A 23,262-nucleotide genomic window follows, 5' to 3' on the forward strand; every position below is an offset into this window, starting at 1 on the left:
AAAAACGGTGCGGGTGGCAGATTTTGTTTTGTAGAAGTCTGGACGGCTGTTTTTTCGGTGCAACAATTTTTATTTCAGGGTAGAATAGCCGCCAGTTTTTCAAACTGTCGTTAACGTTAAGCGTGATAGCCGCGCCCAGGAGAAAGCATGTTAAAGCGTGATATGAATATTGCGGATTTTGATCCGGAATTATGGCAATCCATGGTTCAGGAAACTGAGCGGCAGGAGGCTCACATTGAGCTGATCGCGTCAGAAAACTATGCCAGCCCCCGGGTGTTGCAGGCGCAAGGTTCACAATTAACCAATAAATATGCTGAAGGTTATCCGCACAAACGTTACTACGGCGGCTGTGAATATGTGGATATCGCGGAAGATTTAGCCATTGCCCGCGCAAAAGAATTATTTGGTGCTGACTACGCCAACGTGCAACCGCACTCAGGTTCGCAGGCGAACTCTGCGGTATTCCTGGCCTTATTAAATGCTGGCGATACCATTCTGGGCATGAGTTTGGCCCATGGCGGTCACCTGACGCACGGTGCCACAGTAAGCGCCTCTGGTAAGCTATATCATGCGGTACAGTACGGTCTGCATCCTGAAACCGGTGTGATTGATTATGATCAGGCTGAAGCCCTTGCCTTAGAGCACAAGCCGAAGCTGATTATTGCCGGCTTCTCGGCTTACTCAGGTATTGTTGACTGGCAGCGCTTCCGTGATATCGCGGATAAAGTCGGTGCCTACCTGATGGTGGATATGGCGCACGTTGCTGGTCTGGTGGCGGCAGGTCTTTATCCAAACCCGGTACCTATCGCCGATGTGGTGACCACCACCACCCATAAAACCCTGGCCGGCCCACGTGGTGGTCTGATCCTGGCCCGAAAGAACGAAGCCATTGAGAAGAAACTGAACTCAGCGGTGTTCCCGGGCGGACAGGGTGGCCCGTTAATGCATGTCATCGCGGCGAAAGCGGTAGCCTTTAAAGAAGCGCTGCAGCCGGAATTTAAAGTTTATCAGCAGCAGGTGCTAGTGAATGCGAAAGCCATGTGTGCTGAGATGATCAGCCGTGGCTATAAGATTGTATCCGGTGGTACCGAGAACCATCTGTTCCTGATGGATCTGATTGATAAAGATATCACCGGTAAAGATGCCGATGCCTGGTTAGGGCAGGCGCATATTACGGTAAACAAAAACTCAGTACCGAACGACCCGCGTTCGCCATTTGTTACCAGCGGTCTGCGCATCGGTACCCCGGCCATTACCCGCCGTGGTTTTAAAGAAGCCGAAGCGCGTCTGGTTGCCAGCCTGATTTGTGATGTGCTGGATAGCCGTGGTGACGAGGCGGTAATTGCCAAGGTTCGGGCTCAGGTGGCTGAAGTCTGTGGCCGCTTCCCGGTTTATGCCTAAGGCATAACTCGTGCTATGCTGTGATGGCCGCTAATGCGGCCATTCTTTTATGCAAAGCGCCGGCTAAACAGGCTGTTAGCGCCTTGTCCTGAACAGTTAGCTAGGGGGTAAAAGGTCAGTATGTATTGTCCCTTTTGTAATGCCGATGATACCAAGGTCATTGACTCGCGTCTGGTCGCCGATGGTCATCAGGTACGCCGTCGTCGCGAGTGCCTGGCTTGCCACGAACGCTTTACTACCTTTGAAGCGGCAGAGCTGGTGATGCCACGAATTATTAAACGTGACGGCTCCCGCGAACCCTTTAATGAAGATAAGTTACGCAGCGGTTTATTACGCTCGCTGGAAAAGCGACCGGTGGCGACTGAACAAATTGAGCAACTGATTAATAAAATTAAATCTCAGCTCCGGGCCACCGGTGAACGTGAAGTCGCCAGTAATTTGCTGGGCAATCTGATTATGGATGAGCTGGTGAAAGTTGATAAAGTTGCTTATGTGCGCTTTGCCTCGGTGTACCGCTCCTTTAAAGATATCCGCGAATTTGGTGAAGAAATTGCCCGTCTCGGAGAGCAATAAGGTGAGTTTTAGTCAGGCCGATTATGCTTTTATGCGCCGCGCGCTGGCGCTGGCAGCACAGGGCCGTTTTACTACTGATCCCAACCCCAATGTGGGAGCGCTGGTGGTTAAAGATGGCCAGGTGCTCGGCGAAGGCTTTCATCAGCAAGCCGGCGGCCCACATGCTGAAGTCTTTGCCTTGCAACAAGCCGATAGCGCCGCCCGGGGCGCGACCTGTTACGTGACGCTGGAGCCATGCGCCCACTATGGTCGCACGCCACCTTGTGCGGAAGCCCTGGTAAAAGCCGGTGTCGCCCGGGTGGTGATTGCGATGCTGGATCCGAATCCGCTGGTCGCCGGTAAGGGCGTCGCCATATTGCAACAAGCTGGCATTAGCGTTGCGCACGGTTTATTAACTGAGGAAGCCAGAGCGCTTAATCCGGGTTTTTTAAGCCGGATGGAGCGGCAGCGGCCTTATCTGTATCTGAAACTGGCGGCCAGTCTGGATGGGCGTACTGCCCTGGCGAATGGCCAGAGTCAATGGCTAACCAGTGACGCCGCACGCGCTGACGTGCAGCTATGGCGGGCGCAGGTTAGCGCGATTTTATCCACTGCCAGTACCGTACTCGCCGATGCGGCACGTTTAACGGTACGGCAAAGTAGCGATGCCGCTGCAGAGCCGGCAGCCTTGATCCGGCCGCTCGCCGATGGCAGTTTACGCCAGCCACTGCGGGTGATTCTGGACCGGCAGCAGCGGTTAAGCGGCAACGAGCCGCTATTCAATGAAGGTGGTCCGGTGCTGCTGTGTTATGCCGCTGACGCCGCGCCGCGTAAGTTAGCTGTGACAAAGGTCACAGTGGAACAACTGCCGCTGGCGTTAAGCGCTGACGGTCAGTTGGACCTGGTTCAGCTACTAACACGACTCGCAGCGCGACAGATTAATAGTCTGTGGACCGAAGCCGGCGCGATATTAGCGGGCAGTTTGCTAAAAGCTGGCTTAGTCGATGAATTACTGCTGTATCAGGCCCCGCTGCTGCTGGGCGAACAAGGCCGGCCATTGGCGGTACTGGGTGATTTTCAGCAACTGGCGCAGACGCCAAAACTGGCGTTTAATGAGGTTATTAGTCTGGGGCCGGACCTGCGCCTGCGCGCCGGCCTTAGCGAGGAATAAGATGTTTACCGGTATTATTGAAGCCACTGGCACCCTGAGCCGGCTTAGCCCTAAAGGCGGTGATCTCAGTGTCACCATCCAGAGCAGTAGTCTGGATTTTAGCGACGTCAAATTGGGTGACAGTATCGCGACGAATGGCGTCTGTCTGACGGTCACTGCGCTGGGTAGCCAGTCTTTTAGTGCCGACTTGTCGGCTGAAACCTTAACCCTGACCCGCTTTGGTGAATATAAGGTCGGGCAGTTGCTGAATCTGGAGAAGGCACTGCTGGCAACCGGGCGTCTCGGCGGGCATCTGGTAAGTGGTCATGTCGATGGGGTGACGTCTTTGCTGGCCATGGAACAAAGCGCCCGTGCCTGGCAGCTGTGGTTTGCGCTGCCGGCAGAACTGGCGCCCTTTATTGCCCACAAAGGCTCGGTGACTATCGATGGCATTAGTCTGACCGTAAATGAAGTGCTGACTGACCGTTTTCGCTTAACCATAGTGCCGCATACGGCAGCACAAACTACCTTACTGACCTTGCAAAAAGGCAGTCGGGTGCATATAGAGGTGGATCTGTTAGCCCGCTATATCCAGCGGCTGTTAACCACACCGGTTGCGGCGCCTAAGGGCGGTGTTGATTTGGCGTTGCTGGCGCAGCGCGGCTTTTTATAAGAAGGTTAGTTATGCAACTGAATACCCCCGCTGAAATTATTGAAGATATCCGTCAGGGCAAGATGGTGATCCTGATGGATGATGAAGATCGTGAGAATGAAGGCGATCTGGTGATGGCGGCCGAATATGTCACGCCGGAAGCCATTAACTTTATGGCCAAATATGGCCGCGGTCTGATTTGTTTAACCCTGACCAAAAAGCGCTGCAAGCAGCTTAATCTGGCGTTAATGGTTGATGCCAACAAATCGCCGTTTTCGACCAATTTTACCGTATCGATTGAAGCCGCCGAAGGCGTTACCACCGGTATTTCGGCGGCAGACCGCGCCCGCACTGTGAAAGCGGCGGTAGCTCGTGATGCCAGCCCGGCAGATATCGTGCAGCCCGGCCATATTTTTCCGTTAATGGCGCAGGACGGCGGTGTGCTGGTGCGGGCTGGGCATACCGAAGCCGGTTGTGACTTAGCGCGTCTGGCTGGCCTGGAACCGGCCGCTGTGATTGTCGAGATCCTGAATGATGACGGTACCATGGCGCGGCGTCCGGATCTGGAAGTCTTTGCCAAGCAACATAATATTAAGATTGGCACCATTGCCGATCTGATTGAATACCGTAACCTGAATGAAACCACTATCGAAAAAGTGGCAACCTGCCAGCTGCCAACGGAGATGGGCGAGTTTGAACTGGTGACCTTTAAAGATACTATCGATAATCAGCTGCATTTTGCGCTGGTCAAAGGCGAGATTACGCCAGAACAACCAACCTTGGTGCGGGTACATTTACATAATACCTTCAGTGATTTATTACTGAGCAACCGTGGCGCTAATCTGAGTTTCCCATTGCACACTGCCATGCAGCGTATTGCTGACGAGGGCGGGGTGCTCGTGCTACTGGGTAAGCACGAGTCGACTGACGAGCTGGTGCAAATGGTGCAGAATTTCCAGGCCGAAGATAAAGGTGAAAAACCCCGCTCCGCGCCCTGGAAAGGTACCTCCCGTAATGTTGGCGTTGGCTCGCAAATTCTGGCCAGCCTTGGTGTGCGGAAAATGCGGCTGTTAAGCCAACCGAAAAAGTATCATGCGCTGTCGGGTTTTGGCCTGGAAGTGGTGGATTACGTTTCTGAATAAGCCTCTGCCAGAACGTCGCAAACTATGCTATTATGCGCGGCTGATTTTAGTGGCAGTTAACAAGTAAGGACTGGCAATGCAGGTGATTGAAGCAGGCTATGCTGCAACAGGTAAAAAGATCGCGATCGTGGTCGCGCGCTTTAACAGTTTTATCGTCGAAAGTTTGCTTAGCGGCGCCGTAGATACTTTACAGCGTGTCGGCAATATCGCCGCTGAAGATATTACCGTGGTACGCATTCCCGGTGCCTTCGAACTGCCATTAGCGGTGCAGCGGGTTGCTGCCAGCAAAAAATATGACGCTATCGTTGCGCTGGGCGCGGTGATCCGCGGTGGCACGCCGCACTTTGAATATGTATCCGGCGAATGTGTGAAAGGTATCGCTCAGGTCGCGATGCAGTTTGACCTGCCGGTTGCATTTGGCGTGCTGACGGTCGACAGTATCGAGCAGGCGATCGAGCGTGCCGGTACCAAGGCAGGCAATAAAGGCGGTGAAGCAGCGATGTCGGCACTGGAAATGATTAATGTGCTTGAGCAGCTGTAACAGGAAACCGGCATGAAACCAAATGTGCGTCGTCAGTCCCGCTCGTTAGCGGTACAAGGTATCTACAGCTGGCAAGTCAGTCAGAATCCAATTGCCGATATTGAACAGCAGCTGTTGCTGGAAAACAATGTCAAACATCTGGATGTGCCTTACTTCCAGGATATTCTGCGTGGCGTGGTGTTACATCACAGTAAGCTCGATGAAGCCATTAAACCCTTTCTGGAACGGCCGTTTGAAGATATCGATCTGGTCGAGAAAGCGGTGTTACGGGTATCGGCTTATGAGCTGAAGTACCGCCTGGATGTGCCCTATAAGGTTGTCATTAATGAGGCGATCGAACTGGCCAAAGCCTTCGCCGCGGATGACAGCCACAAATTCGTCAATGGTATCCTGGACAAAGCCGTCCGGGTATTACGACCAGCATAACCTGCTTTATGGAGGCCGACGTAAGTCGGCTTTTTAATCTGTATGGGTGAATTTGATTTAATTGCCCGGTACTTTAGTCAGGCCGGGGCGAAACGCGCTGATACCCAAGTGGGGATCGGTGACGACGGTGCTGTACTGCAGGTGCGGGATGGCTTTGATCTGGTGATCACTACCGATACTATGGTCTGTGGCACCCATTTCTTTGCCGATGTGGATCCCAGAGCCCTCGGTCATAAGCTGGTGGCGGTTAACGTCAGTGATTTAGCAGCGATGGGTGCGGAACCTGCCTGGTTGTCGCTAGCCCTTACGTTACCGGAAGTTAACGAAGACTGGCTGGCGGAATTTGCTGCCGGTTTACATGAAACCGCCGATTATTATCACTGCCAGCTGATCGGTGGCGATACCACCCGCGGACCACTTAGTCTGACCATGATTGCCAAGGGGTTGGTGCCGCATGGTAAGGCCATTACCCGCAGCGGGGCCAAGGTCGGTGATTATATCTATGTTACCGGCACTTTGGGCGATGCCGCGCTTGGTTTAAAGTTGGTGCAGGGCCAACATCAGGTCAGTAAAAAGCATCAGGCCCACCTGCTGCAACGCTTTCATTATCCATCAGCCCGGGTCGCCCTGGGGCAGGCGCTGCGCAATCTGGCAAGCAGTGCGATGGATATCTCTGATGGTCTGGCCGGTGATTTGCCGCATATTCTGCGCCGCTCTGGCGTTGGCGCCTTTATTGATGTCAATCGCATTCCGATGTCACAGGCATTAAAAGACAGCTGCGATCAGGCCGAAGCCTTACAGTTAGCTTTATCCGGTGGTGAGGACTATGAGCTGCTGTTTACGGTACCTGAGAGTCGTCGTGGTGCCCTTGATGTGCTGTTAAGCCCCTATGGCGTGCCCGTTACCTGTATCGGCCGTATTACCGGCGCCAGTGGCAAACTGGAATTAAAAGCTGGGGAACAGGCCATTAGTTATCAACATACCGGCTTTGTCCATTTCTGATGCAAAACACAAAATTTCAGCTGTCTAAATGGCAGCATTTCTTAGCCCTGGGTTTTGGCAGTGGTTTAGCGCCAAAAGCACCCGGCACCTTTGGTACCTTAGCTGCGGTGCCACTGATCTTATTATTCAGCCAGTTAGGCACGCTGTGGTACGGGCTGTTTTTGCTATTTGGCACCGCACTGGGTTGCTATATTTGTGGCAAGGCTGCATCTGATGCCGGCGAGCATGATCACGGTGCCATTGTCTGGGATGAGATTATCGGCTTTATGCTAACAATGCTGCTGGTGCCGATTTCGGTGAGCAGTCTGTTAGTGGGCTTTGTATTATTCCGCTTCTTTGATATTGTCAAACCCTGGCCGATCCGTTGGTTTGATCAGCGCGTGCATGGAGGAGTTGGCATTATGCTGGACGACCTGTTGGCAGCAATACCGGCCTTACTGATTATGCACGCCTTGCTGAAGCAGGGTTGGTTATAAGGACACCTAATCTACGGAGGGGAGATGCGACTACTCTGCATGTTACTGGCGTTGTGCTATTTGTTGCCCGTGCAGGCCGCCACCTCTTCGGTGTTCGATTACGATATTAAACACTGGACCAGTGCCAACGGTCTGGCCAGTAACTCAGTACGTACCATCACGCAAGACCAGCAAGGTTATTTATGGTTCGGCACCCTCTACGGCTTGCATCGCTTCGATGGCCAGCAATTTGAAATCTTCACCACTGAAACTCATCCTCAGCTGGCCAGTAATGCGATTACCCAGCTACTAACCGATAAAGAAGGCCGGATTTGGGTCGGTACCAAAGCCGGTTTATCGGTGTTCCATCCGCAACAATGGCAATTTCAGCGTTTACCGCTCTACAACGAAGTCACGTCATTACTCGAGCTGGATAACGGTGAAATCTGGGTTGCTGCCGACCAACTGTTCAGTGTCAGTCAGGGCCAGGTGAAACGGGTGGAACATATCAAAGCCGTTGTCAGCCAGCTAACGTATTTTCAGCAACAGCTGTGGGTTGCCGCGGCGGAATATTTGTATCAGCGGACCCCTGAGGGCGAGTGGTTACAACATGCGTTGCCAACAGAATTAATGCAAACCCCACTCTACGATCTCAGTGGTACCGATGAGGGCTTATTTCTGGCCAGTGAATCCGGGCTATACCGGCTGACTGAGCAGGGGGTCAGAGCGCAGGCTCTGCCAGATGGCAGCGTGGCGCCGGTGTATCAGGTGTTGCAGGATGCCCATGGTGCAACCTGGATCTCAGCCTACCGCAAGTTGTTCTACCGTTTTGGCCAGGAGCATTGGCAAACTGTTACGCTGGAGGAGTTAGGCAGTTCGCCATGGTTTAGCGCGCTGTATCAGGATCAACAACAACATCTGTGGCTAAGCAGTTTTAGCGACGGTGTGTTTCGCGCCAGCCTGGCGCAGATCCGGCGATTACTGCCCGGTCATGAGCCGGTGGTACGTAGCCTCGGGTTGACACCACAAGGACAATTGCTGATAGCGGCCCAGACTGAGTTAGGTATTCTCGATAAGGCCGGCTTCTACCGGCAATTACTGGCGGAAGAGGCGTTGCAGGCGCAAACAGTCCATGACATGTTCTGGCCGGATGGTCAGACGCTGTGGTTGGCCATGGAGCGCGGATTGTATCAGCTGGATGAGGAGCAGGCGCGTTTACTGCCGGTATTCCCGCAGTTACAGGGACAAACGGTGAGGGCTATTTTGCCGGATCAGCAGGGACAGATTTGGATCGCGGCCTTGCAGGGCCTGTATCAGGTTATTGATGGCGAACTCCATTTCTCAGAGCTGAATCAGCAGCTTGAATCACGTCAGATCACCACCCTGAATCGTAACGAGCGGCAGCTATTATTGGGTACCAGTCGCGGTTTGTACCGCTGGCAGAATAACAGATTAAGCCGGCAGGGCTCAGGCACTGCGCTCTACAACGCCTATATACTGGCGGCGCTGCTACTACCGGATGATACTATGCTGGTCAGTACTCTGGATGACGGGATCTTTATTATGTTACCAGGGCAGAGCTGGCAGCATTTGCACGGTGGTAATGGCCTGGTGCATGGTCCGGCAGTGAGTTTTTACTATCATCAACATAGTGGCTGGATTTGGGTTAGTACCCACAAGGGTATCTTTCGTTTGCAACGCGCCAGTCTGGAAGCCGCCCGCACTGAGGGCTACCGGCTGGAAGAGATTTTATCGCCATTTGATCGGCAAATGGGCTCGCTGTCGAGTCGATGCTGCAATGGCGCTGGTGCAGCCAAGGTCGTCTACTGGCAGCAACAGCTTTGGTATCCGACGTTAAAAGGCGTCGTCAGTGTGCCTGAGCTGCCGGCAGTCAGTGCGTTACCAGAGCCAAGGCCGCACCTGAAATCGGTTAATGCGCAGCATTTTTACCCGGTTGCCGCCACGCAGCGTAGTGTGGTGCTGGAGCAATATGAGCGCAATATGCAGCTTAACTTTACCGCGCTGGAGTTTGACCGGCCGGAAAGTCTGGTATTTCGCTATAAGTTAGAGGGTTTTGATCAGGATTGGCAAGTCAGCCCGCTGCGCCGCGAAGCGGTGTACACTAACCTGCCGCCGGGTAATTTTGAATTCTTATTGCAGGTAAAGTACCGGCATCAGCAATGGCAGGATGCGGCACAGACACAACTGCAGCTGGTGATCCCACGCCGTTTTGATGAGACGCTGCTCTATCGTCTACTCTGGTTATTGCTATTTATCAGCACCCTTTACGGCTTGTTCTGGTTATACCGGCAGAACGCTCTGCTAAAACAAGAGCAATTGGCGCGTCTGGTGCAACAGCGCACGCAGGAGTTGGAGAACAGCAATCAGCGATTGAATGTGCTGAACGAACAACTGCAGCAACTAACCCACCGTGATAGTCTGACCGGTTTACGCAATAGCCGTTTTCTGTCTGAGCAACTACCAAAAGACATTGAGCACTTTCAGCGCAATATCGACAGCCTGCAACAGCAAGGCAAGATTATTGCGTTGCTGGTGCTGCAAGCGGATGGGCTGGATCAGCTGCTGGCCACTCATGGTAAAGGTCTGGCGGATAGCCTGTTGCAACACTTTAGTGCGGTGTTAAGCCGCGAAACCCGCGGCTCAGACTATGTTGTGCGCTTAGACGACGGGCGTTTTGTTGTAGTGTTTCGGGAAATTTTGCAACAACAAGTAGGCCCCTATAGCCGGCGGCTGTTGGATTTATTGTCCGGTAGCGACTTAGCGCTGGGTGATGGTAGTCCGTTGACCTTATCCGTGTCGGGCGCTTATGCCTGGTATCCTTTGCCATTACTCGGTGGCAGCCTGTTAAGTTGGGAGTTTTCATTGCAGTTGGCCAGCCTGGCATTGCGACAATTGCAGCAGCATGGCCGGGTTGCCAGAGTCGCCAGTCTGCAGTTTGCCAGTCAGTTGGATGCATTTGAATTTGAAGAAACTGCAGATTTAGAGCAACAGGTCAATCGCTTGCAGGCTGAGGGCCTGATTTGGCTTAAGACCGAATAACAAAGGCTCCGTCAGGAGCCTTTAGTTGCAGTGCAGTATTATGGCCAGGTTTCGCCTGGCTTACGTTGTCTTGCTCACTTTGCCTGGCTTAGCGCGGTCAGCGCTTGCGCCTGTGTCAGGATCCCCTGGCTATCCAGGCCCAGCTCCTGATAAATTTCCTGCTGGCTGCCATGTTTAATAAACTCGTCCGGCAGTCCCAGGTTCATCACCTTACCTTGATAGTGATGCTGCACCAGGTATTCATTCACTGCCGAACCGGCACCACCCATCAGTGCATTGTCTTCCACGGTCAGGATCTGGCCATGGCTGCGCATCAGCTGCTGTAATAGCTGCTCATCCAGCGGTTTTACAAAACGCATATCTACCAGGGTTGCGTTAAGGGTGTCGGCCGCTAACTGACAGGCTGCCAATAAGGGGCCAAAGGCCAGGATCGCCAGCTGTTCGCCCTGACGCACCAGCCGGGCTTTACCGATAGGTAGTAATTCCATCTTTTCTTCTGCAGCAATACCGGTACCACTGCCTCTTGGATAGCGCACCGCTGCAACACCGGGATGTTGATAGCCGGTATACAACATCTGCCGGCATTCGTTTTCATCCGATGGCACCATAATGGTGATATTCGGGATGCAGCGCATAAAACTGATATCGAAGGCACCCTGATGCGTAGGGCCATCCGCGCCAACAATGCCGGCTCGGTCAATGGCGAATAACACATCCAGTTGCTGTAGAGCAACGTCGTGAATTAACTGATCATAGCCACGTTGTAAGAAACTGGAGTAAATAGCGACGACTGGCTTCAGACCCTCAATCGCCATCCCTGCGGCAAGGGTAACAGCATGCTGTTCGGCAATGGCGACATCGAAATAGCGTTTAGGAAAACGTCTGGAGTAGGCCACCAGATCTGACCCCTCGCGCATGGCCGGGGTTATTGCCTGCAGTCGTTCATCCTGCTCAGCCATATCGCAAATCCACTGGCCGAAAATATTCGAAAAGCTCGGTAAACCGGCTTTTTTGGCTGGTTGGCTGCTGGCACTGGGGTCAAACTTGGAGACTGCGTGATAGCCGATAGGATCGGCCTCGGCCGGGGCATAGCCTTTACCTTTTTTGGTGACTATATGCAGCAGTTGCGGCCCCTTTAGCTGACGCATATTGCGAATGGTGTCAACCAGCGACAGCACATCGTGACCGTCTATCGGGCCAATATAGTTAAAACCCAGCTCCTCAAAGAAGGTACCTGGTGTCACCATGCCTTTAAAATGTTCTTCAGCTTTGCTGGCCAGTTCATGCAACGGCGGCATACCACGCAGGATCTTTTTACCCCCTTCACGCAGGCTGGTGTAAAAACTGCCGGACAGAATGCGGGCAAAATACTGATTCAGCGCGCCAACGTTCTCAGAAATCGACATTTCGTTGTCGTTCAGGATCACCAGCATGTCGGGTTTGACCTCACCGGCATGATTTAGTGCTTCAAATGCCATACCGGCGGTAATGGCGCCATCACCAATTACGGCCACGACTTTACGCTGGCTTTTGGCTTGCTGTGCGGCAATAGCCATGCCCAGAGCCGCACTGATCGAGGTGCTGGAGTGACCGACGGATAATACGTCATACTCGCTTTCTTCGCGGTACGGAAACGGATGCAGGCCATCTTTTTGCCGGATGGTGTGCATCCGCTCACGACGACCAGTCAGGATTTTGTGTGGATAGGCCTGATGGCCGACATCCCAGATCACCCGATCAAAGGGGGTATTGTAGACATAATGCAGGGCGACAGTTAACTCTACCGTACCCAGGCCTGAGGCGAAGTGACCACTGCTCTGGCTGACCGTTTTTAATAAAAACTGGCGCAATTCCTGACTCAGTTGCGGTAATTGCTCCTGCGGCAGCAACCTGAGTTGCTCCGGCAGGTTAGCCTTGTCCAGTAGCGGATAATCCGTCATATCAATATGCATAGCTTAGTTACCAAATACCTTGGTTAAAACGTTCTGGCGATTATATAGTGGGCAAAGGCCCGCAGTTCAGTTGTCTCGAATGGTAAGCTGTCGAGAGCCCGCAGCGCCTGTTGATACAGTTCATCCGCTTTAGCTCTGGCGCCATCCAAACCTAACAGTGCCGGATAGGTTGCCTTGTTAGCCCGTAAATCTGAGCCTTGCGGCTTGCCGAGTGTCAGGGTGTCGCCCTCAATATCCAGAATATCGTCCTGAACCTGAAATGCCAGACCCAGAGCACCGGCGAAAGTGGTCAGATGATGCAGGATCTGCTCATCCTGCAGCGGACTGCAATAATAGGCCAGCTTTACACTACACTCAATTAAGGCGCCGGTTTTTAGCCGGTGCATTTGCTCCAGTCTGGCCAGACTGATCTGCTGATTGGTTTGCGCTAAATCAATGGCTTGCCCACCACACATGCCGGCGGCACCCGCTGCGCTTGCCAGTGCCCGCATCATCTGCACTTGCCGCTCTGCAGCGAGGTGCTGATAAGGGTGTGAACTTAGCACCTCGAACGCCAGTGCCTGTAACGCATCACCGGCCAGGATAGCTGTGGCTTCATCAAAGGCCTTGTGGCAGGTTGGCTTGCCACGGCGTAAATCGTCATTATCCATGGCGGGTAGGTCGTCATGGATCAGCGAATAGGTATGCAGCATTTCGATGGCCATCGCCGGGCCATCCAGGTCCGCCAGACTGGCACCGAGTAACTGGCCACACTGATAAACCAGATAAGGGCGCACCCGCTTACCACCAAGCAACAGGCTGTATGCCATCGCCGGGCAGAGTTCGGGGCTGGACGACTTTCTGGCGTCCAACAAAAGGGTCAGTTGCTGCTCCAGACGTTGCTGGAACAGCGGCAGGCTGGCTGGGGTCAAATTAGTCTCCTGTCTCCGGACTAAAGGCCGCCAGACTCTCTTGCTGCTGCTGTTGCAGTAAAATCTGGACTTTCTGTTCGGCACCTTGCAGTTGCAGTTGACTGTGTTTAACCAGCGCTATGCCACGTTCAAATTGGCTCAGCGCCTGCTCGAGCGACAGTTCGCCCTGCTCCAGTTGCTGGACAATAAGCTCCAGTTCCTGCATCGACTGTTCAAACGGCATGGTGTCTGCGTTTTTTTTATTCATCCGACTCCCCAAAAACTGTGCGCAACCTTATCCTAGCAGGCTATTATGGTCAATGCTGCACGACTTGGAAACGACTAAATTGGTATTTTGCGTTGAATTATTGCTTAATGTTCAGCAACTGAAGTCGATAACAGAGTGTTGGCTAAGGTAAAATTAAGCTATACGTATAAAAGTTAGTCAGCACAATTTCTGTCGGTTAAGGAGTGAGATGTGGATTTAGCGACGCTGATCGGAATGTTAGGCGCTATCGGCTTTGTGGTGATGGCGATGATTATCGGTAGTGCCGGTGATCCTGGGATGTTTGGCGATCTGGTCTCGGTGTTAATTGTGGTCGGGGGCTCGGTTTTTGTTGTACTGTCAAAGTTTACCCTGACACAGTTTCTCGGTGCCGGTAAGGCGGCGGTAAAAGCCTTTATGTTTAAGATTGAAGCCCCGGAAGAGCTGATTGAAAAGGCCGTGCAGCTGGGTGACTCAGCGCGCAAAGGTGGCTTCCTGGCGCTGGAAGAGGCGGAGATCCCGAATGCCTTTATGCAAAAAGGTATCAATATGCTGGTTGACGGCCACGATGCTGATGTGGTGCGGGCGACCTTGCAAAAAGATATTGCGCTGACCGAAAAACGGCATGAAAACGCTATCGGCGTATTTAAGAGTCTCGGCGATGTGGCGCCGGCGATGGGGATGATTGGTACTCTAATCGGTTTGGTGGCGATGCTATCCAATATGGACGATCCGAAAGCGATAGGCCCGGCGATGGCGGTTGCACTGTTAACTACGCTTTATGGTGCCTTTATTGCCAACGTTATTGCCATCCCATTGGCCGATAAACTGGCCATTCGCAATCAACAGGAAAAGCTTAATAATATGCTGATTTTGGATGCCGTACTGGGGATCCAGGATGGCCAGAACCCGAAAGTGATCGAAGGGATCCTGCGCAATTATCTGGCTCAGGGTAAACGTGAGGTCGCCGGAGAAGCCGCATGAGTGATAGCGAGCAAGAGTGTAAATGCCCACCCCCTGGTTTACCCCAGTATATGGGCACCTTTGCCGATCTGATGGCATTGTTAATGTGCTTCTTTGTGCTACTGCTGGCCTTTTCCGAAATGGATGTGTTGAAATTTAAGCAGATTGCCGGCTCCATGAAGTTTGCCTTTGGTGTGCAAAATAAAATTGAAGTGGATGATATTCCCAAGGGCACCAGTGTTATTGCGATGGAATTCCGGCCGGGGCGACCCGATCCGACGCCAATTGAAACCATCCAGCAACAAACCATGGAAATGACGCAACAGGTGATTGAATTTCAGGCGGGCGAAGAAGATTCGGCCGGTGGACGCCAGGAACAGCGAGAAGATCAGACTGGTGGCCAGTCTGCGTTAAATGCGGAAGAAACCGAAACCGCGGAAGCTATGGCTGAGGCTGCGCAGGAACAGATTAATGAAACGGTTAAGAAGATGGCGCAGGAGCTGGAGCAGCAGATTGTCGACGGAGCCATTGAACTGGAATCGCTGGGGCAGCAGATTATTATCCGTATTCGGGAAAATGGCTCTTTTCCGTCAGGCTCTTCCTTTCTACAACCCAGATTTAAACCCATTGTGCTGCAAATTGGCCGGATGCTGGTGGATATTCCGGGTGAGATTACTGTTAGTGGTCACACTGATGATTTCCAGGTCGCAGATGAGCTGCATCTGAACAACTGGGATTTATCGGCAAAACGCGCGGTGTCGGTTGCCAGTGAGTTGCTGCGGGCGCCCGGCTTTGACCGTAATCGCTTAATCGTGGTAGGACATGCCGATACCAGGCCCCTGGTACCCAATAATAGCGAGCTAAACCGGCGCCGGAACCGGCGGGTAGAAATTGCCATTATGCAGGGTAAAGCCAAGGAGTCGGAGCCGGTCAGTTTACAACCGGTAAGCCCGCCTTAGGCTAACCTACAATCAGCTACGCAGCCAGCATGTGCCTTGTTCGCACTTTGCTGGCTTTTTCGCTATAATGCGCGCCTTTTTTTGCTACCGACAAGCCATCATGCTGGAATTTATTATCAAGCTGCACCCGGAAATCTCGATCAAAAGTAAGTCAGTGCGAAAACGGCAGACCATGCTGTTGGAGCGCAACCTGAGAACCATCCTGAAACAACTGGATGAGCAGGTAGAAGTGCTGAATAACTTTGACCACCTTACCGTGCGCAGCCAGCAGGCAACGGCGTCATTGCGCAGCCAGATGATTGAACGTTTGAGCTGTATTCCCGGTATCGTCAGTTTTTCCCAGATGCAAACCCGGCAGTTTACCGATCTGCACGATATTTTTCTGCAGGTGGCGGCGGTTTATGAAGCTCAGTTGCCGGGCAAGACATTCTGTGTCCGGGTCAGGCGGCAGGGGAGCCACAGTTTTAGCTCGCTGGAAGCCGAGCGTTATATCGGTGGCGGGCTGAACCAGCGGGTCGGCAGTGCCAGGGTACAACTGAAAAAGCCTGAGCTGACAATTAAGCTGGAAATTAAACAGGATCAGTTTTTACTGGTCAGCGAAAGCTTTGCTGGTATGGGCGGCTTCCCGCTACCGTCGCAATCTGATGTCTTGTCCTTGATCTCGGGCGGTTATGATTCAGCGGTAGCCAGCTATCTGATGATCCGCAAGGGGTTACGCACGCACTACCTGTTCTTCAATTTAGGTGGTGCCGCGCATGAAACTGGTGTGCGCGAAATGGCATTTTATCTGTGGCAAAAATACAGTTTGTCGCATCGGGTGAAATTTGTCAGTGTTGATTTTGCACCGGTAGTAACCGAAATTCTGGAGAGAGTGGAATCCGGCCTGATGGGCGTGGTGTTAAAACGGATGATGATGCGTGCCGCCAGTCAGGTAGCAGCAGATTTGGGTATCAAAGCGCTGGTGACCGGTGAGAGTATCGGTCAGGTTGCCAGCCAGACCATTGCCAACCTAGCGGTCATTGACCGGGTCACCGATACACTGATCCTGCGACCACTAATTTATCAGGATAAGCAAGAAATCATCAATCTGGCCAAGCAGATTGGTGCTGAGGAGTTATCCCGTACCATGCCGGAATACTGTGGCGTGATTTCAAAAAGCCCGACTGTCAATGCTGTGCTGTCTGAGGTGGAGGCGACGGAAGCGGCCTTTGACAGTGCCATCCTGCAGCAGGTGGTCCGGGAGGCGAAAATTCTGGATATTCGCACCGTCGAGTATCAGGCTGAGCAACAGGCCCGTACCGTGGCGGTAGAAGAGGTCTTGCCCGCGGATGCGGTGGTGCTGGATATCCGAGCACCGGATGAAACTGAGGCTAAACCTTTGCAATTGCATAGCCACCAGGTACAACAGATCCCCTTTTTCCGTCTGGCATCGCAATTCCCGCAACTGGATCAGAGCAAACAATATTACTGTTATTGTGAGCGCGGCGTAATGAGCCGGCTACAGGCCTTACTGCTGCAGGAAATGGGTTATCAAAATGTGGCGGTGTACCGGCCCTGATAGCTCAGGCGGTATGACGAAGCGCCTGCCATAAGGCCAGGTTCTCTGGTACCGCCAAACCATGACGGGCTGCGCGTGAGACAATATAGCCGGTGATGGCGGCGATTTCCGTTTGACGCCCGGCGTTGACATCTTGCTGCATCGATGAATAGTTGTGCGCAGTATTGGCGATCACCTGTTGTACTAACGCCAGTGTCGGCGCTGGCAACAGGCTGATACCTTCGGCCCCGGCTACCAGACAGACCTCATTCACAATAGCTGCCAATAAGGGTTGATAGTCTGCTGCGGCCAAAGCGCCGTTGCGACACTGATGAATTGCCGTCAGTGGATTGATCGCTGCATTGACAGCCAGTTTGCGCCACAAAGCCGGCCGGATATCGTCAGTCAAGGTCACCGGTCCCAGCGCCGTATCCAGCATCGCCACCACGCTCGTCGTGGCTTGCTGTGCCTTAGCGTTTAAAGGCGCCAGTACGCTTTGCCCCAAACCACTATGTTGCACCCCATCAGCGCTGCGCAAAGCCGCATGGCTGGTTGACAGAAACCACAATCCCTGGCCAGGAGCCAGCTGCTGTTGCAGCCACCCCAGATCCGGCATGCCGTTGTGGCTGACAATCAGCTGGGCATCGGCGGCAAGTACTGGCGCCAGTTGCCGCAAGCAGTTTTGCACGGCATAGGCTTTTACTGGGACTAGCAACAGCGTTAATGGTGCTTCGGCCGCGGGGAAATGCAGTGACCGTGGCTCTCCCTCTGCTGGTACAAAAATACAATCAAGGTTTGCTGCTTGTCGCAGCCAGAGATTGACCTGCCAGCCGGCTAGCTGCAACCGACTGGCAGCGAGCAAGCCGATGGCGCCACGGCCAACTATCTGACAGCGCGGCTGCGCGGACGGCAAAAGTGCCATAGCTTACGTCCAAGGTAAAATGCCAGGATGCCAGCGATATCTGCCAGCCAATCCCAGATATCGCCGTGGCGACGGGTGAAGTGCTCCTGCACGACTTCAATCAGCGCGCCATACAGTGCCAGCAAAAGAAACAATTTCCAGAATACCAGGCGAAAGCCTTTGAAAAACAGCCAACTTAGTACAACAAAAATCAGAAAGTGCGCCAGTTTATCCAGGTTAGCAATACCGGCACCGACGCGGTGACCACTGATTTCAGCCAGAAAACCTACAGTAGAAACAATTAACACCAGCACGCATAACAGACGATAAAAGGATTGGGGCACGTTACAACCTCCGCGAAAGTCGCTCGGATTGTAACAGTTTTCTGGTTATAATCGCCAGTAAACCGCATACAGGAGAATAAGATGCCGTCCTTTGATATTGTCTCAGAAGTCGATCAGCAGGAAGTGTTGAATGCTGTTGATAATGCCAATCGGGAATTACAAACCCGCTTTGACTTTCGCGGTGTCACCGCAGAATTTGCGTTAAAAGACAAAGTGGTGACCCTGACCGCTGATGCCGAGTTTCAGCTGCAGCAAATGGTGGAGATTTTTCTGACTAAGGCTGTGAAACGCGGTATTGATATCCGTTCATTCAAAGAGGGGAGTGTCACCTTCTCCGGTAAAACCTGTAGTAAGACCTTGAATCTGTTACAAGGTATTGAAACCGAGATGGCGAAAAAACTGGTTAAGCTGATTAAAGACAGCAAAGCCAAGGTACAGGCTTCGATCCAGGGCGAGCAGGTACGGGTGACCGGCAAAAAGCGCGACGACCTGCAGGAAGTCATTGCACTGGTGCGTGGCGCCGAGCTGGAGCAAGCGTTTCAGTTCACTAACTTTCGCGATTAAGGTTCAGCCATCCAGAAGTCTGTTGACATTCTGAGAGAAGGGCGTAAACTGCGACGGCTTTTATCTTCGGATAGACGCCGTTTTTATTTTCAGGTGCCCCGGCAGATGCTGCCGAGGGTTAAACGGGAATCTGGTGTAACACCAGAGCTGCCCCCGCAACGGTAAGTGACTGTACCTGTTTCTGATGCCACTGTCGCAAGATGGGAAGGTGAAGCAGGTGGTGGCCCACAGCTGCCAGGTAACAAGCCCGGAGACCGGCCTGACAATCCGACCAACCTGATGCAATGTGCGGTGGGCACATTGGGAGATGCTATGTTGCAATTTCGTCTGGCAGCACCGCTGCTACTTACGCTTTGTTCAGCCACAACTATGGCTGAGTCTGTTGAACGCATTAATATTCACGCCAGCCGCACTGCCTTAGCAGAAGCCGATGTATTGGCCAGTATCTCGGTGCTTGAGCGTGAAGATATTCTGGCCCGGCAAGCTGCCGACTTACCGGCCCTATTAGCACAGTTGCCGGGCATTAACCTGTCGCGGGATGGTGGCCGTGGCCAAAGTACTGGTCTTTATCTGCGCGGCGGTAATACCGGTTACACCCTGGTGTTGATTGACGGCGTGCGCGCTGGCTCGGCCACCACCGGTGCCAAAGCCCTGAGTATGGTGCCGCTGGAATTAATTGAGCGGATTGAGGTGATCCGTGGACCCCGCGCGGCCTGGTATGGCGCCGATGCACTCGCTGGGGTGATCGTCATTAGTACCCGCCAGGGGCAGGGCGCTGAGCTGCAACTGAATGCCGGCAGTTACGGACAGGCCGCTGCCGATCTGGCGCTGGGCCAGCAATTTGGGGCGCTGCAGTTAAACAGCGCTTTCGGCTACAGCCGGGCCGACGGTTTTGACGTGCGGGATGGTCTGGATCCGGACCGGGATGGCTATCAACAGCGTTTTGCCAAATTTGCTGCTGCCCTGACCACGGTAGCGGGGGACTTTAATGCCCAGTTTGATATTAACTCCGGCACCTATCAGTATGATACCGCCTGGGGGAGTGAAGATCAGGGCGATGTATTGCATCGCAGCTATATTTTGGGTTGGCAGTATGCTGCCGACCAGCTGCAACAGCAGGCTCAGCTTAGCCGTAGCCTGGATGATGAGACCAGCTTTGGTCCAGACTCCCGCAGCCCCTTTGTCACCGAGCGCGAGGAGTTTAACTATCAGGCCAACCTGGCATTGAGCGAGGCGCTGAATTGGTTAGCGGGTGTTAACTGGTATAGCGAAGATGTACAGCGCTCGGGTGTCGGTTATCTGGAAAGCCGGCGCATCAATCGGGCGCTATTCAGTGGTGTGCATCTGAAGCAGGATAGCTGGTTACTGGAGGGCTCGGCCAGGCGCGATCTGACCGACCAATATGGCGCCAATAATACCTGGCAACTGGCGGCTGGTTATCGTTTTGCCGAACATTGGTTAGTACGGACCAGCCGTGGTGCGGCCTTTAAAGCGCCGACCTTTAATGATTTATACTATCCGGGCAGCGGCAATACAGAGCTTACGCCAGAGCGCAGTGTGGCGGATGAGATTGCGCTTAGCTATCAGGTTGCCAATGGTAGTTTTGAACTGGCCTGGTTCGAAACCCAGGTGCAGGATCTGATCCAGTTTGATATGACCAGTTTCCGGCCGGAAAATATCAGCCGGGCGCGTTTGTCCGGTGTCGAGTTCGCCGTGACCGCAGAGCTGGGCAGTTTGACCCAACAGCTGGCCTATACCTTGTTGAATACCAAAAATCAGTTAAGTGGTCAGCGTTTGGTGCGCCGGCCCAAACATACGTTACACTGGCGATTAGAGCAGCAATGGCAGGCGCTGAGCGCCTTTGTGACAGCGGATTATCAGAGTGATACCTATCAGGGCGATTTTGCCAGCCGCAGCGAGCTGGGCGGCTTTACGCTGTGGGGGCTGGGCCTGGCCTATCAGCTGCAACCTGCGCTGACGCTACGGGCCAAAGTGGATAACCTGCTGGATAAACAGTATCAAACCAGTGACGGTTACAATACCGCCGGTGTGAATCTGAATCTTAGCCTGCAATACCGCTTATTCTAAGCGATATGGTGCGCCAGAGGCCGTCGTTATGACGGCCTTTGTTTTAGCTGAGCTAAAAACTGCTGGCGAAACTTCTGCAGCTTCGGGGTGATGATCCAGTGGCAATAGCCTTGTTGCGGATTCTGGCGGTAATAGCCCTGATGATAGGCCTCTGCCGGATAAAAGGTACTGGCCGGACTGAGCTCGGTGACGATAGCGGCATCGAACAGACCGGCCTGATTGAGCTCGCTAATAAAGGCCTCCGCCTGTTGCTGTTGGCTGCCGCTGTGATAAAAAATGACTGAGCGGTATTGGCTGCCAATATCATTGCCCTGGCGGTTTAGCTGGGTCGGGTCATGCAGGGCAAAAAATACCTGACAGAGCTCGGTAAAGCTGATGCGCTCCCGGTCATAGCTAACCTGCACCACTTCGGCATGACCTGTCTGGCCACTGCAGACACTCTGATAATCCGGCGCTGCGGTATGGCCGCCCATATAACCACTGAGCGCGCTGTGCACGCCCTCAAGTTCATTCAGTGCTGCCTCCAGACACCAAAAGCAGCCGGCACCAAAGGTTGCCACTTCGTTTGCCATTTTTGATACTCCCTGCGCTGTGATTTGATCATCTACCTTAAGTTTAACGTAAGTAACACATTATTAGTTTAGATGGGATCAGTAAAAGATGACGATCGCTGTAGTCGGTACCGGTATCGCCGGCCTGGCTTGTGCTAACCGGCTGCAACAACTGGGCAAGCCGGTTAAGCTATTTGATAAAGCCCGCGGGCCGGGTGGGCGTATGACCAGTAAACGCAGCGCTGAGGGTTATCTGGATTTAGGTGCGCAGTATTTTACCGCCCGGCATCCGGCTTTTATGGCACAGGTTCAACAATGGCAACAGCAAGGCGTGGTTGCGCCCTGGTTGGCAGCCATGTCGCAGTTTGTGGCGGGTAAACTGCTGCCATCTCCGGACGCTCAGCTGCGTTTTGTCGGTGTGCCGGCGATGCATAGCCCACTGCGACAGCTGGCGCAGGGGCTGGATATCCACTATCAATGTCAACTGCAACGGATCTGGCAGCAAGATCATTATTGGTGGCTGCAGGATACAACAGGTCAGGACTATGGCCCTTTTAGCCAGGTCGTACTGACAGTACCACCTCAGCAAGCCGCAGCACTATTGCCAGCTGAGTTCAGCACACTATTACCGCAACAGATACTGACCCCCTGTTGGGCGGTTGATTTGCAATTGACAAGGCCAAGCGGTAGCAATGTTGGCGGGATCTTTGTCAAAGATCCGCAACTGCCGTTGTCGTGGCTTTGCCGGCAAAATAGTAAACCCGGGCGCGCAGGCCCGGAGCATTGGCTATTGCATTTTACGGCCGCCTTTAGTCAGCAGCATCTGGAGCAGCCGGCCAGCTTCTGGCAGGAGCTGGCTGCCGAATTGCTGGCTAGGGTTGTGGCACAGCCGGTCGAGGTTGCGGCTGCTATCTGCCATCGCTGGCGCTTTGCTCAGATTGCGGAGGTTGCACAGCCAGTACCGCCGGTTAGTCTTGCAGCTGGCCTTTGGCTGGCCGGTGACTGGTTGCGCGGCGGAAGGGTAGAAAATGCCTGGTTAAGTGGTACTGAGGTGGCGGAGCAGATACAAAATGACTGAACACTGGTTAATTATTGGCGCCAGCGGCGGTATTGCGCAGGGCCTGCTACAGAATTTATTGGCTGCCGGGCATCAGGTGTCAGCCATCAGCCGCCAGCCGTTAGCTGAGCCGATATCCGGTGTGAGCTGGTACCAACTACAGAGTGCAGAGCAGGGCGCAGCGGACGCGGTTTTGGCCAGGATTTTTCAGCTGCCCGTTACCGCCGTTGTGATATGCCAGGGCTGGTTGCATGGCGATGGGCATTTGCCGGAGAAAAGTCTGCAGCAAGTAAGCCGAGAGGCGCTGCAGCAGAGTATGGAGATTAATCTGTTTAGTCCGGTTTTCTATTTGCAGGCGCTGCAGCCCTGGCTACAGAAAAAACCGGGGATCCGGGTGGCGGTACTCAGTGCTAAGGTCGGGAGTATCAATGATAATCAGCTCGGTGGTTGGTACAGTTACCGGATGGCGAAAGCGGCGCTGAATATGCTGGTACGCTGCACCAGTATTGAGCTTGGCCGTGTGAATAAAACCGCAGCGCTGTTTAGCCTGCATCCGGGCACTACCGACAGCGCTTTGTCGGCACCTTTTCAGCAGCGGCTGCCGGCTGGGCAGTTGCAAAGCGCAGCGGCAACGGCCGAACGTTTGCTAAGCGTGATCCGGCAAAGTCAGCCGATGGACTCCGGTTTGCTGCTGAATTGGGACGGGCAGCCGATCCCTTTTTAATGCTCTGATGCGGCACAATAAAAAACGGGAGCACCAGGCTCCCGTTTTTTATTGTCGTTCTTAATCCACCTCCTATGGAGGTGGAT

General features: G+C 53.4%; 23 protein-coding genes and 1 riboswitch. Of the genes, 17 read left to right on the forward strand and 6 right to left on the reverse strand.

The genetic code is table 11. From position 1 onward, the window contains the following. Positions 1–147 precede the first annotated feature (147 nt). The 10 genes from glyA to AEST_RS05295 all read left to right on the forward strand — a co-directional run bounded on the left by glyA (position 148) and on the right by AEST_RS05295 (position 10,381). Positions 148–1,401, forward strand: coding sequence for a serine hydroxymethyltransferase (gene glyA, locus AEST_RS05250; RefSeq protein WP_008607562.1), 1,254 nt, complete (start codon positions 148–150; stop codon positions 1,399–1,401). Between the two features lie 120 nt (positions 1,402–1,521). After that, positions 1,522–1,974, forward strand: a complete 453-nt coding sequence (nrdR, locus tag AEST_RS05255; protein ID WP_008607564.1) for a transcriptional regulator NrdR — start codon at positions 1,522–1,524, stop codon at positions 1,972–1,974. Position 1,975: 1 nt separating this feature from the next. Then, a complete protein-coding gene (gene ribD, locus AEST_RS05260; RefSeq protein WP_008607565.1) occupies positions 1,976–3,124 on the forward strand; it encodes a bifunctional diaminohydroxyphosphoribosylaminopyrimidine deaminase/5-amino-6-(5-phosphoribosylamino)uracil reductase RibD in 1,149 nt (382 codons plus the stop codon). Position 3,125: 1 nt separating this feature from the next. Then, a complete protein-coding gene (locus AEST_RS05265; protein ID WP_008607566.1) occupies positions 3,126–3,776 on the forward strand; it encodes a riboflavin synthase in 651 nt (216 codons plus the stop codon). An 11-nt stretch (positions 3,777–3,787) separates the two neighbouring features. Further along, positions 3,788–4,897 carry a bifunctional 3,4-dihydroxy-2-butanone-4-phosphate synthase/GTP cyclohydrolase II gene (gene ribBA / locus AEST_RS05270; protein ID WP_008607567.1) on the forward strand — a complete coding sequence of 370 codons (1,110 nt, stop codon included), beginning with the start codon at positions 3,788–3,790 and terminating at the stop codon, positions 4,895–4,897. A gap of 76 nt (positions 4,898–4,973) precedes the next feature. Beyond that, positions 4,974–5,438 carry a 6,7-dimethyl-8-ribityllumazine synthase gene (ribH, locus tag AEST_RS05275; protein WP_008607568.1) on the forward strand — a complete coding sequence of 155 codons (465 nt, stop codon included), beginning with the start codon at positions 4,974–4,976 and terminating at the stop codon, positions 5,436–5,438. A gap of 12 nt (positions 5,439–5,450) precedes the next feature. Then, a complete protein-coding gene (nusB, locus tag AEST_RS05280) occupies positions 5,451–5,864 on the forward strand; it encodes a transcription antitermination factor NusB (RefSeq protein ID WP_008607569.1) in 414 nt (137 codons plus the stop codon). A gap of 42 nt (positions 5,865–5,906) precedes the next feature. Beyond that, positions 5,907–6,866, forward strand: a complete 960-nt coding sequence (gene thiL, locus AEST_RS05285) for a thiamine-phosphate kinase (protein WP_008607570.1) — start codon at positions 5,907–5,909, stop codon at positions 6,864–6,866. After that, positions 6,866–7,342: a phosphatidylglycerophosphatase A family protein gene (locus tag AEST_RS05290; RefSeq protein WP_008607571.1), complete on the forward strand. Its 477-nt coding sequence runs from the start codon at positions 6,866–6,868 to the stop codon at positions 7,340–7,342. The genes thiL and AEST_RS05290 overlap by 1 nt, the downstream gene beginning before the upstream one ends. A gap of 24 nt (positions 7,343–7,366) precedes the next feature. Further along, entirely contained in the window at positions 7,367–10,381 is a 3,015-nt protein-coding gene (locus tag AEST_RS05295; protein WP_008607572.1) for a ligand-binding sensor domain-containing protein, read from the forward strand. 74 nt (positions 10,382–10,455) lie between these two features. On the opposite strand, the gene dxs is transcribed toward AEST_RS05295, so the two are convergent. The 3 genes from dxs to xseB are packed head-to-tail and all read right to left on the reverse strand — an operon-like array spanning position 10,456 to position 13,491. Beyond that, positions 10,456–12,333: a 1-deoxy-D-xylulose-5-phosphate synthase gene (dxs, locus tag AEST_RS05300; protein WP_008607573.1), complete on the reverse strand. Its 1,878-nt coding sequence runs from the start codon at positions 12,331–12,333 to the stop codon at positions 10,456–10,458. A gap of 23 nt (positions 12,334–12,356) precedes the next feature. Continuing rightward, the gene (gene ispA, locus AEST_RS05305; protein WP_008607574.1) at positions 12,357–13,244 is read right to left on the reverse strand and encodes a (2E,6E)-farnesyl diphosphate synthase; all 888 of its coding nucleotides are present in this window, start codon (positions 13,242–13,244) and stop codon (positions 12,357–12,359) included. Between the two features lies 1 nt (position 13,245). Then, a complete protein-coding gene (xseB, locus tag AEST_RS05310; RefSeq protein ID WP_008607575.1) occupies positions 13,246–13,491 on the reverse strand; it encodes an exodeoxyribonuclease VII small subunit in 246 nt (81 codons plus the stop codon). 210 nt (positions 13,492–13,701) lie between these two features. On the opposite strand from xseB, the gene pomA reads away from it, so the two are divergent. From pomA to thiI, 3 genes are all read left to right on the forward strand, one after another. After that, the gene (gene pomA / locus AEST_RS05315) at positions 13,702–14,472 is read left to right on the forward strand and encodes a flagellar motor protein PomA (protein WP_008607576.1); all 771 of its coding nucleotides are present in this window, start codon (positions 13,702–13,704) and stop codon (positions 14,470–14,472) included. Next, on the forward strand, positions 14,469–15,410 hold the full coding sequence (locus tag AEST_RS05320; RefSeq protein WP_039925146.1) for a flagellar motor protein MotB: 942 nt from the start codon (positions 14,469–14,471) through the stop codon (positions 15,408–15,410). The genes pomA and AEST_RS05320 overlap by 4 nt, the downstream gene beginning before the upstream one ends. Before the next feature lie 100 nt (positions 15,411–15,510). After that, positions 15,511–16,968 (forward strand): tRNA uracil 4-sulfurtransferase ThiI, encoded by a 1,458-nt coding sequence (gene thiI, locus AEST_RS05325; protein ID WP_039925176.1) that lies wholly within the window; start codon positions 15,511–15,513, stop codon positions 16,966–16,968. A 4-nt stretch (positions 16,969–16,972) separates the two neighbouring features. Here the strand turns inward: thiI and AEST_RS05330 are convergent, their stop codons facing one another. Both AEST_RS05330 and AEST_RS05335 read right to left on the reverse strand, forming a co-directional pair. Continuing rightward, the gene (locus AEST_RS05330; protein WP_008607579.1) at positions 16,973–17,869 is read right to left on the reverse strand and encodes a ketopantoate reductase family protein; all 897 of its coding nucleotides are present in this window, start codon (positions 17,867–17,869) and stop codon (positions 16,973–16,975) included. After that, positions 17,830–18,192 (reverse strand): VanZ family protein, encoded by a 363-nt coding sequence (locus tag AEST_RS05335; protein WP_008607580.1) that lies wholly within the window; start codon positions 18,190–18,192, stop codon positions 17,830–17,832. The genes AEST_RS05330 and AEST_RS05335 overlap by 40 nt, the downstream gene beginning before the upstream one ends. Before the next feature lie 81 nt (positions 18,193–18,273). On the opposite strand from AEST_RS05335, the gene AEST_RS05340 reads away from it, so the two are divergent. Beyond that, the gene (locus AEST_RS05340) at positions 18,274–18,756 is read left to right on the forward strand and encodes a YajQ family cyclic di-GMP-binding protein (RefSeq protein WP_008607581.1); all 483 of its coding nucleotides are present in this window, start codon (positions 18,274–18,276) and stop codon (positions 18,754–18,756) included. 74 nt (positions 18,757–18,830) lie between these two features. After that, positions 18,831–19,033, forward strand: a riboswitch (cobalamin riboswitch). 35 nt (positions 19,034–19,068) lie between these two features. Next, positions 19,069–20,844 (forward strand): TonB-dependent receptor domain-containing protein, encoded by a 1,776-nt coding sequence (locus AEST_RS05345; RefSeq protein ID WP_008607582.1) that lies wholly within the window; start codon positions 19,069–19,071, stop codon positions 20,842–20,844. A 26-nt stretch (positions 20,845–20,870) separates the two neighbouring features. Here AEST_RS05345 and msrA read toward each other — a convergent pair whose 3' ends face one another. Beyond that, positions 20,871–21,416, reverse strand: coding sequence for a peptide-methionine (S)-S-oxide reductase MsrA (gene msrA, locus AEST_RS05350; protein WP_008607584.1), 546 nt, complete (start codon positions 21,414–21,416; stop codon positions 20,871–20,873). Between the two features lie 88 nt (positions 21,417–21,504). Here msrA and AEST_RS05355 point away from each other — a divergent pair, with 88 nt between their 5' ends. Together AEST_RS05355 and AEST_RS05360 are read left to right on the forward strand one after the other, a co-directional pair. Further along, positions 21,505–22,473, forward strand: coding sequence for an NAD(P)/FAD-dependent oxidoreductase (locus AEST_RS05355; RefSeq protein WP_008607585.1), 969 nt, complete (start codon positions 21,505–21,507; stop codon positions 22,471–22,473). Further along, positions 22,466–23,176 (forward strand): SDR family NAD(P)-dependent oxidoreductase, encoded by a 711-nt coding sequence (locus tag AEST_RS05360; protein WP_008607586.1) that lies wholly within the window; start codon positions 22,466–22,468, stop codon positions 23,174–23,176. Before AEST_RS05355 ends, AEST_RS05360 begins: the two co-directional genes overlap by 8 nt. Positions 23,177–23,262: the final 86 nt, after the last annotated feature.

The organism is Alishewanella aestuarii B11, assembly GCF_000280055.1.
GTDB classification, from domain to species: Bacteria; Pseudomonadota; Gammaproteobacteria; order Enterobacterales; family Alteromonadaceae; genus Alishewanella; species Alishewanella aestuarii.

Excerpts from the sequence above, each read along its gene's own strand:
- AEST_RS05320 (WP_039925146.1), top strand. The coding sequence starts at position 14,469 with ATGAGTGATAGCGAGCAAGAGTGTAAATGCCCACCCCCTGGTTTACCC.
- ribBA (WP_008607567.1), top strand. The coding sequence starts at position 3,788 with ATGCAACTGAATACCCCCGCTGAAATTATTGAAGATATCCGTCAGGGC.
- AEST_RS05340 (WP_008607581.1), top strand. The coding sequence starts at position 18,274 with ATGCCGTCCTTTGATATTGTCTCAGAAGTCGATCAGCAGGAAGTGTTG.
- AEST_RS05265 (WP_008607566.1), top strand. The coding sequence starts at position 3,126 with ATGTTTACCGGTATTATTGAAGCCACTGGCACCCTGAGCCGGCTTAGC.
- glyA (WP_008607562.1), top strand. The coding sequence starts at position 148 with ATGTTAAAGCGTGATATGAATATTGCGGATTTTGATCCGGAATTATGG.
- xseB (WP_008607575.1), bottom strand. The coding sequence starts at position 13,491 with ATGAATAAAAAAAACGCAGACACCATGCCGTTTGAACAGTCGATGCAG.
- thiL (WP_008607570.1), top strand. The coding sequence starts at position 5,907 with ATGGGTGAATTTGATTTAATTGCCCGGTACTTTAGTCAGGCCGGGGCG.
- nrdR (WP_008607564.1), top strand. The coding sequence starts at position 1,522 with ATGTATTGTCCCTTTTGTAATGCCGATGATACCAAGGTCATTGACTCG.
- AEST_RS05355 (WP_008607585.1), top strand. The coding sequence starts at position 21,505 with ATGACGATCGCTGTAGTCGGTACCGGTATCGCCGGCCTGGCTTGTGCT.
- AEST_RS05295 (WP_008607572.1), top strand. The coding sequence starts at position 7,367 with ATGCGACTACTCTGCATGTTACTGGCGTTGTGCTATTTGTTGCCCGTG.
- nusB (WP_008607569.1), top strand. The coding sequence starts at position 5,451 with ATGAAACCAAATGTGCGTCGTCAGTCCCGCTCGTTAGCGGTACAAGGT.
- AEST_RS05345 (WP_008607582.1), top strand. The coding sequence starts at position 19,069 with ATGTTGCAATTTCGTCTGGCAGCACCGCTGCTACTTACGCTTTGTTCA.
- AEST_RS05360 (WP_008607586.1), top strand. The coding sequence starts at position 22,466 with ATGACTGAACACTGGTTAATTATTGGCGCCAGCGGCGGTATTGCGCAG.
- ribH (WP_008607568.1), top strand. The coding sequence starts at position 4,974 with ATGCAGGTGATTGAAGCAGGCTATGCTGCAACAGGTAAAAAGATCGCG.
- dxs (WP_008607573.1), bottom strand. The coding sequence starts at position 12,333 with ATGCATATTGATATGACGGATTATCCGCTACTGGACAAGGCTAACCTG.
- msrA (WP_008607584.1), bottom strand. The coding sequence starts at position 21,416 with ATGGCAAACGAAGTGGCAACCTTTGGTGCCGGCTGCTTTTGGTGTCTG.
- thiI (WP_039925176.1), top strand. The coding sequence starts at position 15,511 with ATGCTGGAATTTATTATCAAGCTGCACCCGGAAATCTCGATCAAAAGT.
- AEST_RS05290 (WP_008607571.1), top strand. The coding sequence starts at position 6,866 with ATGCAAAACACAAAATTTCAGCTGTCTAAATGGCAGCATTTCTTAGCC.
- AEST_RS05330 (WP_008607579.1), bottom strand. The coding sequence starts at position 17,869 with ATGGCACTTTTGCCGTCCGCGCAGCCGCGCTGTCAGATAGTTGGCCGT.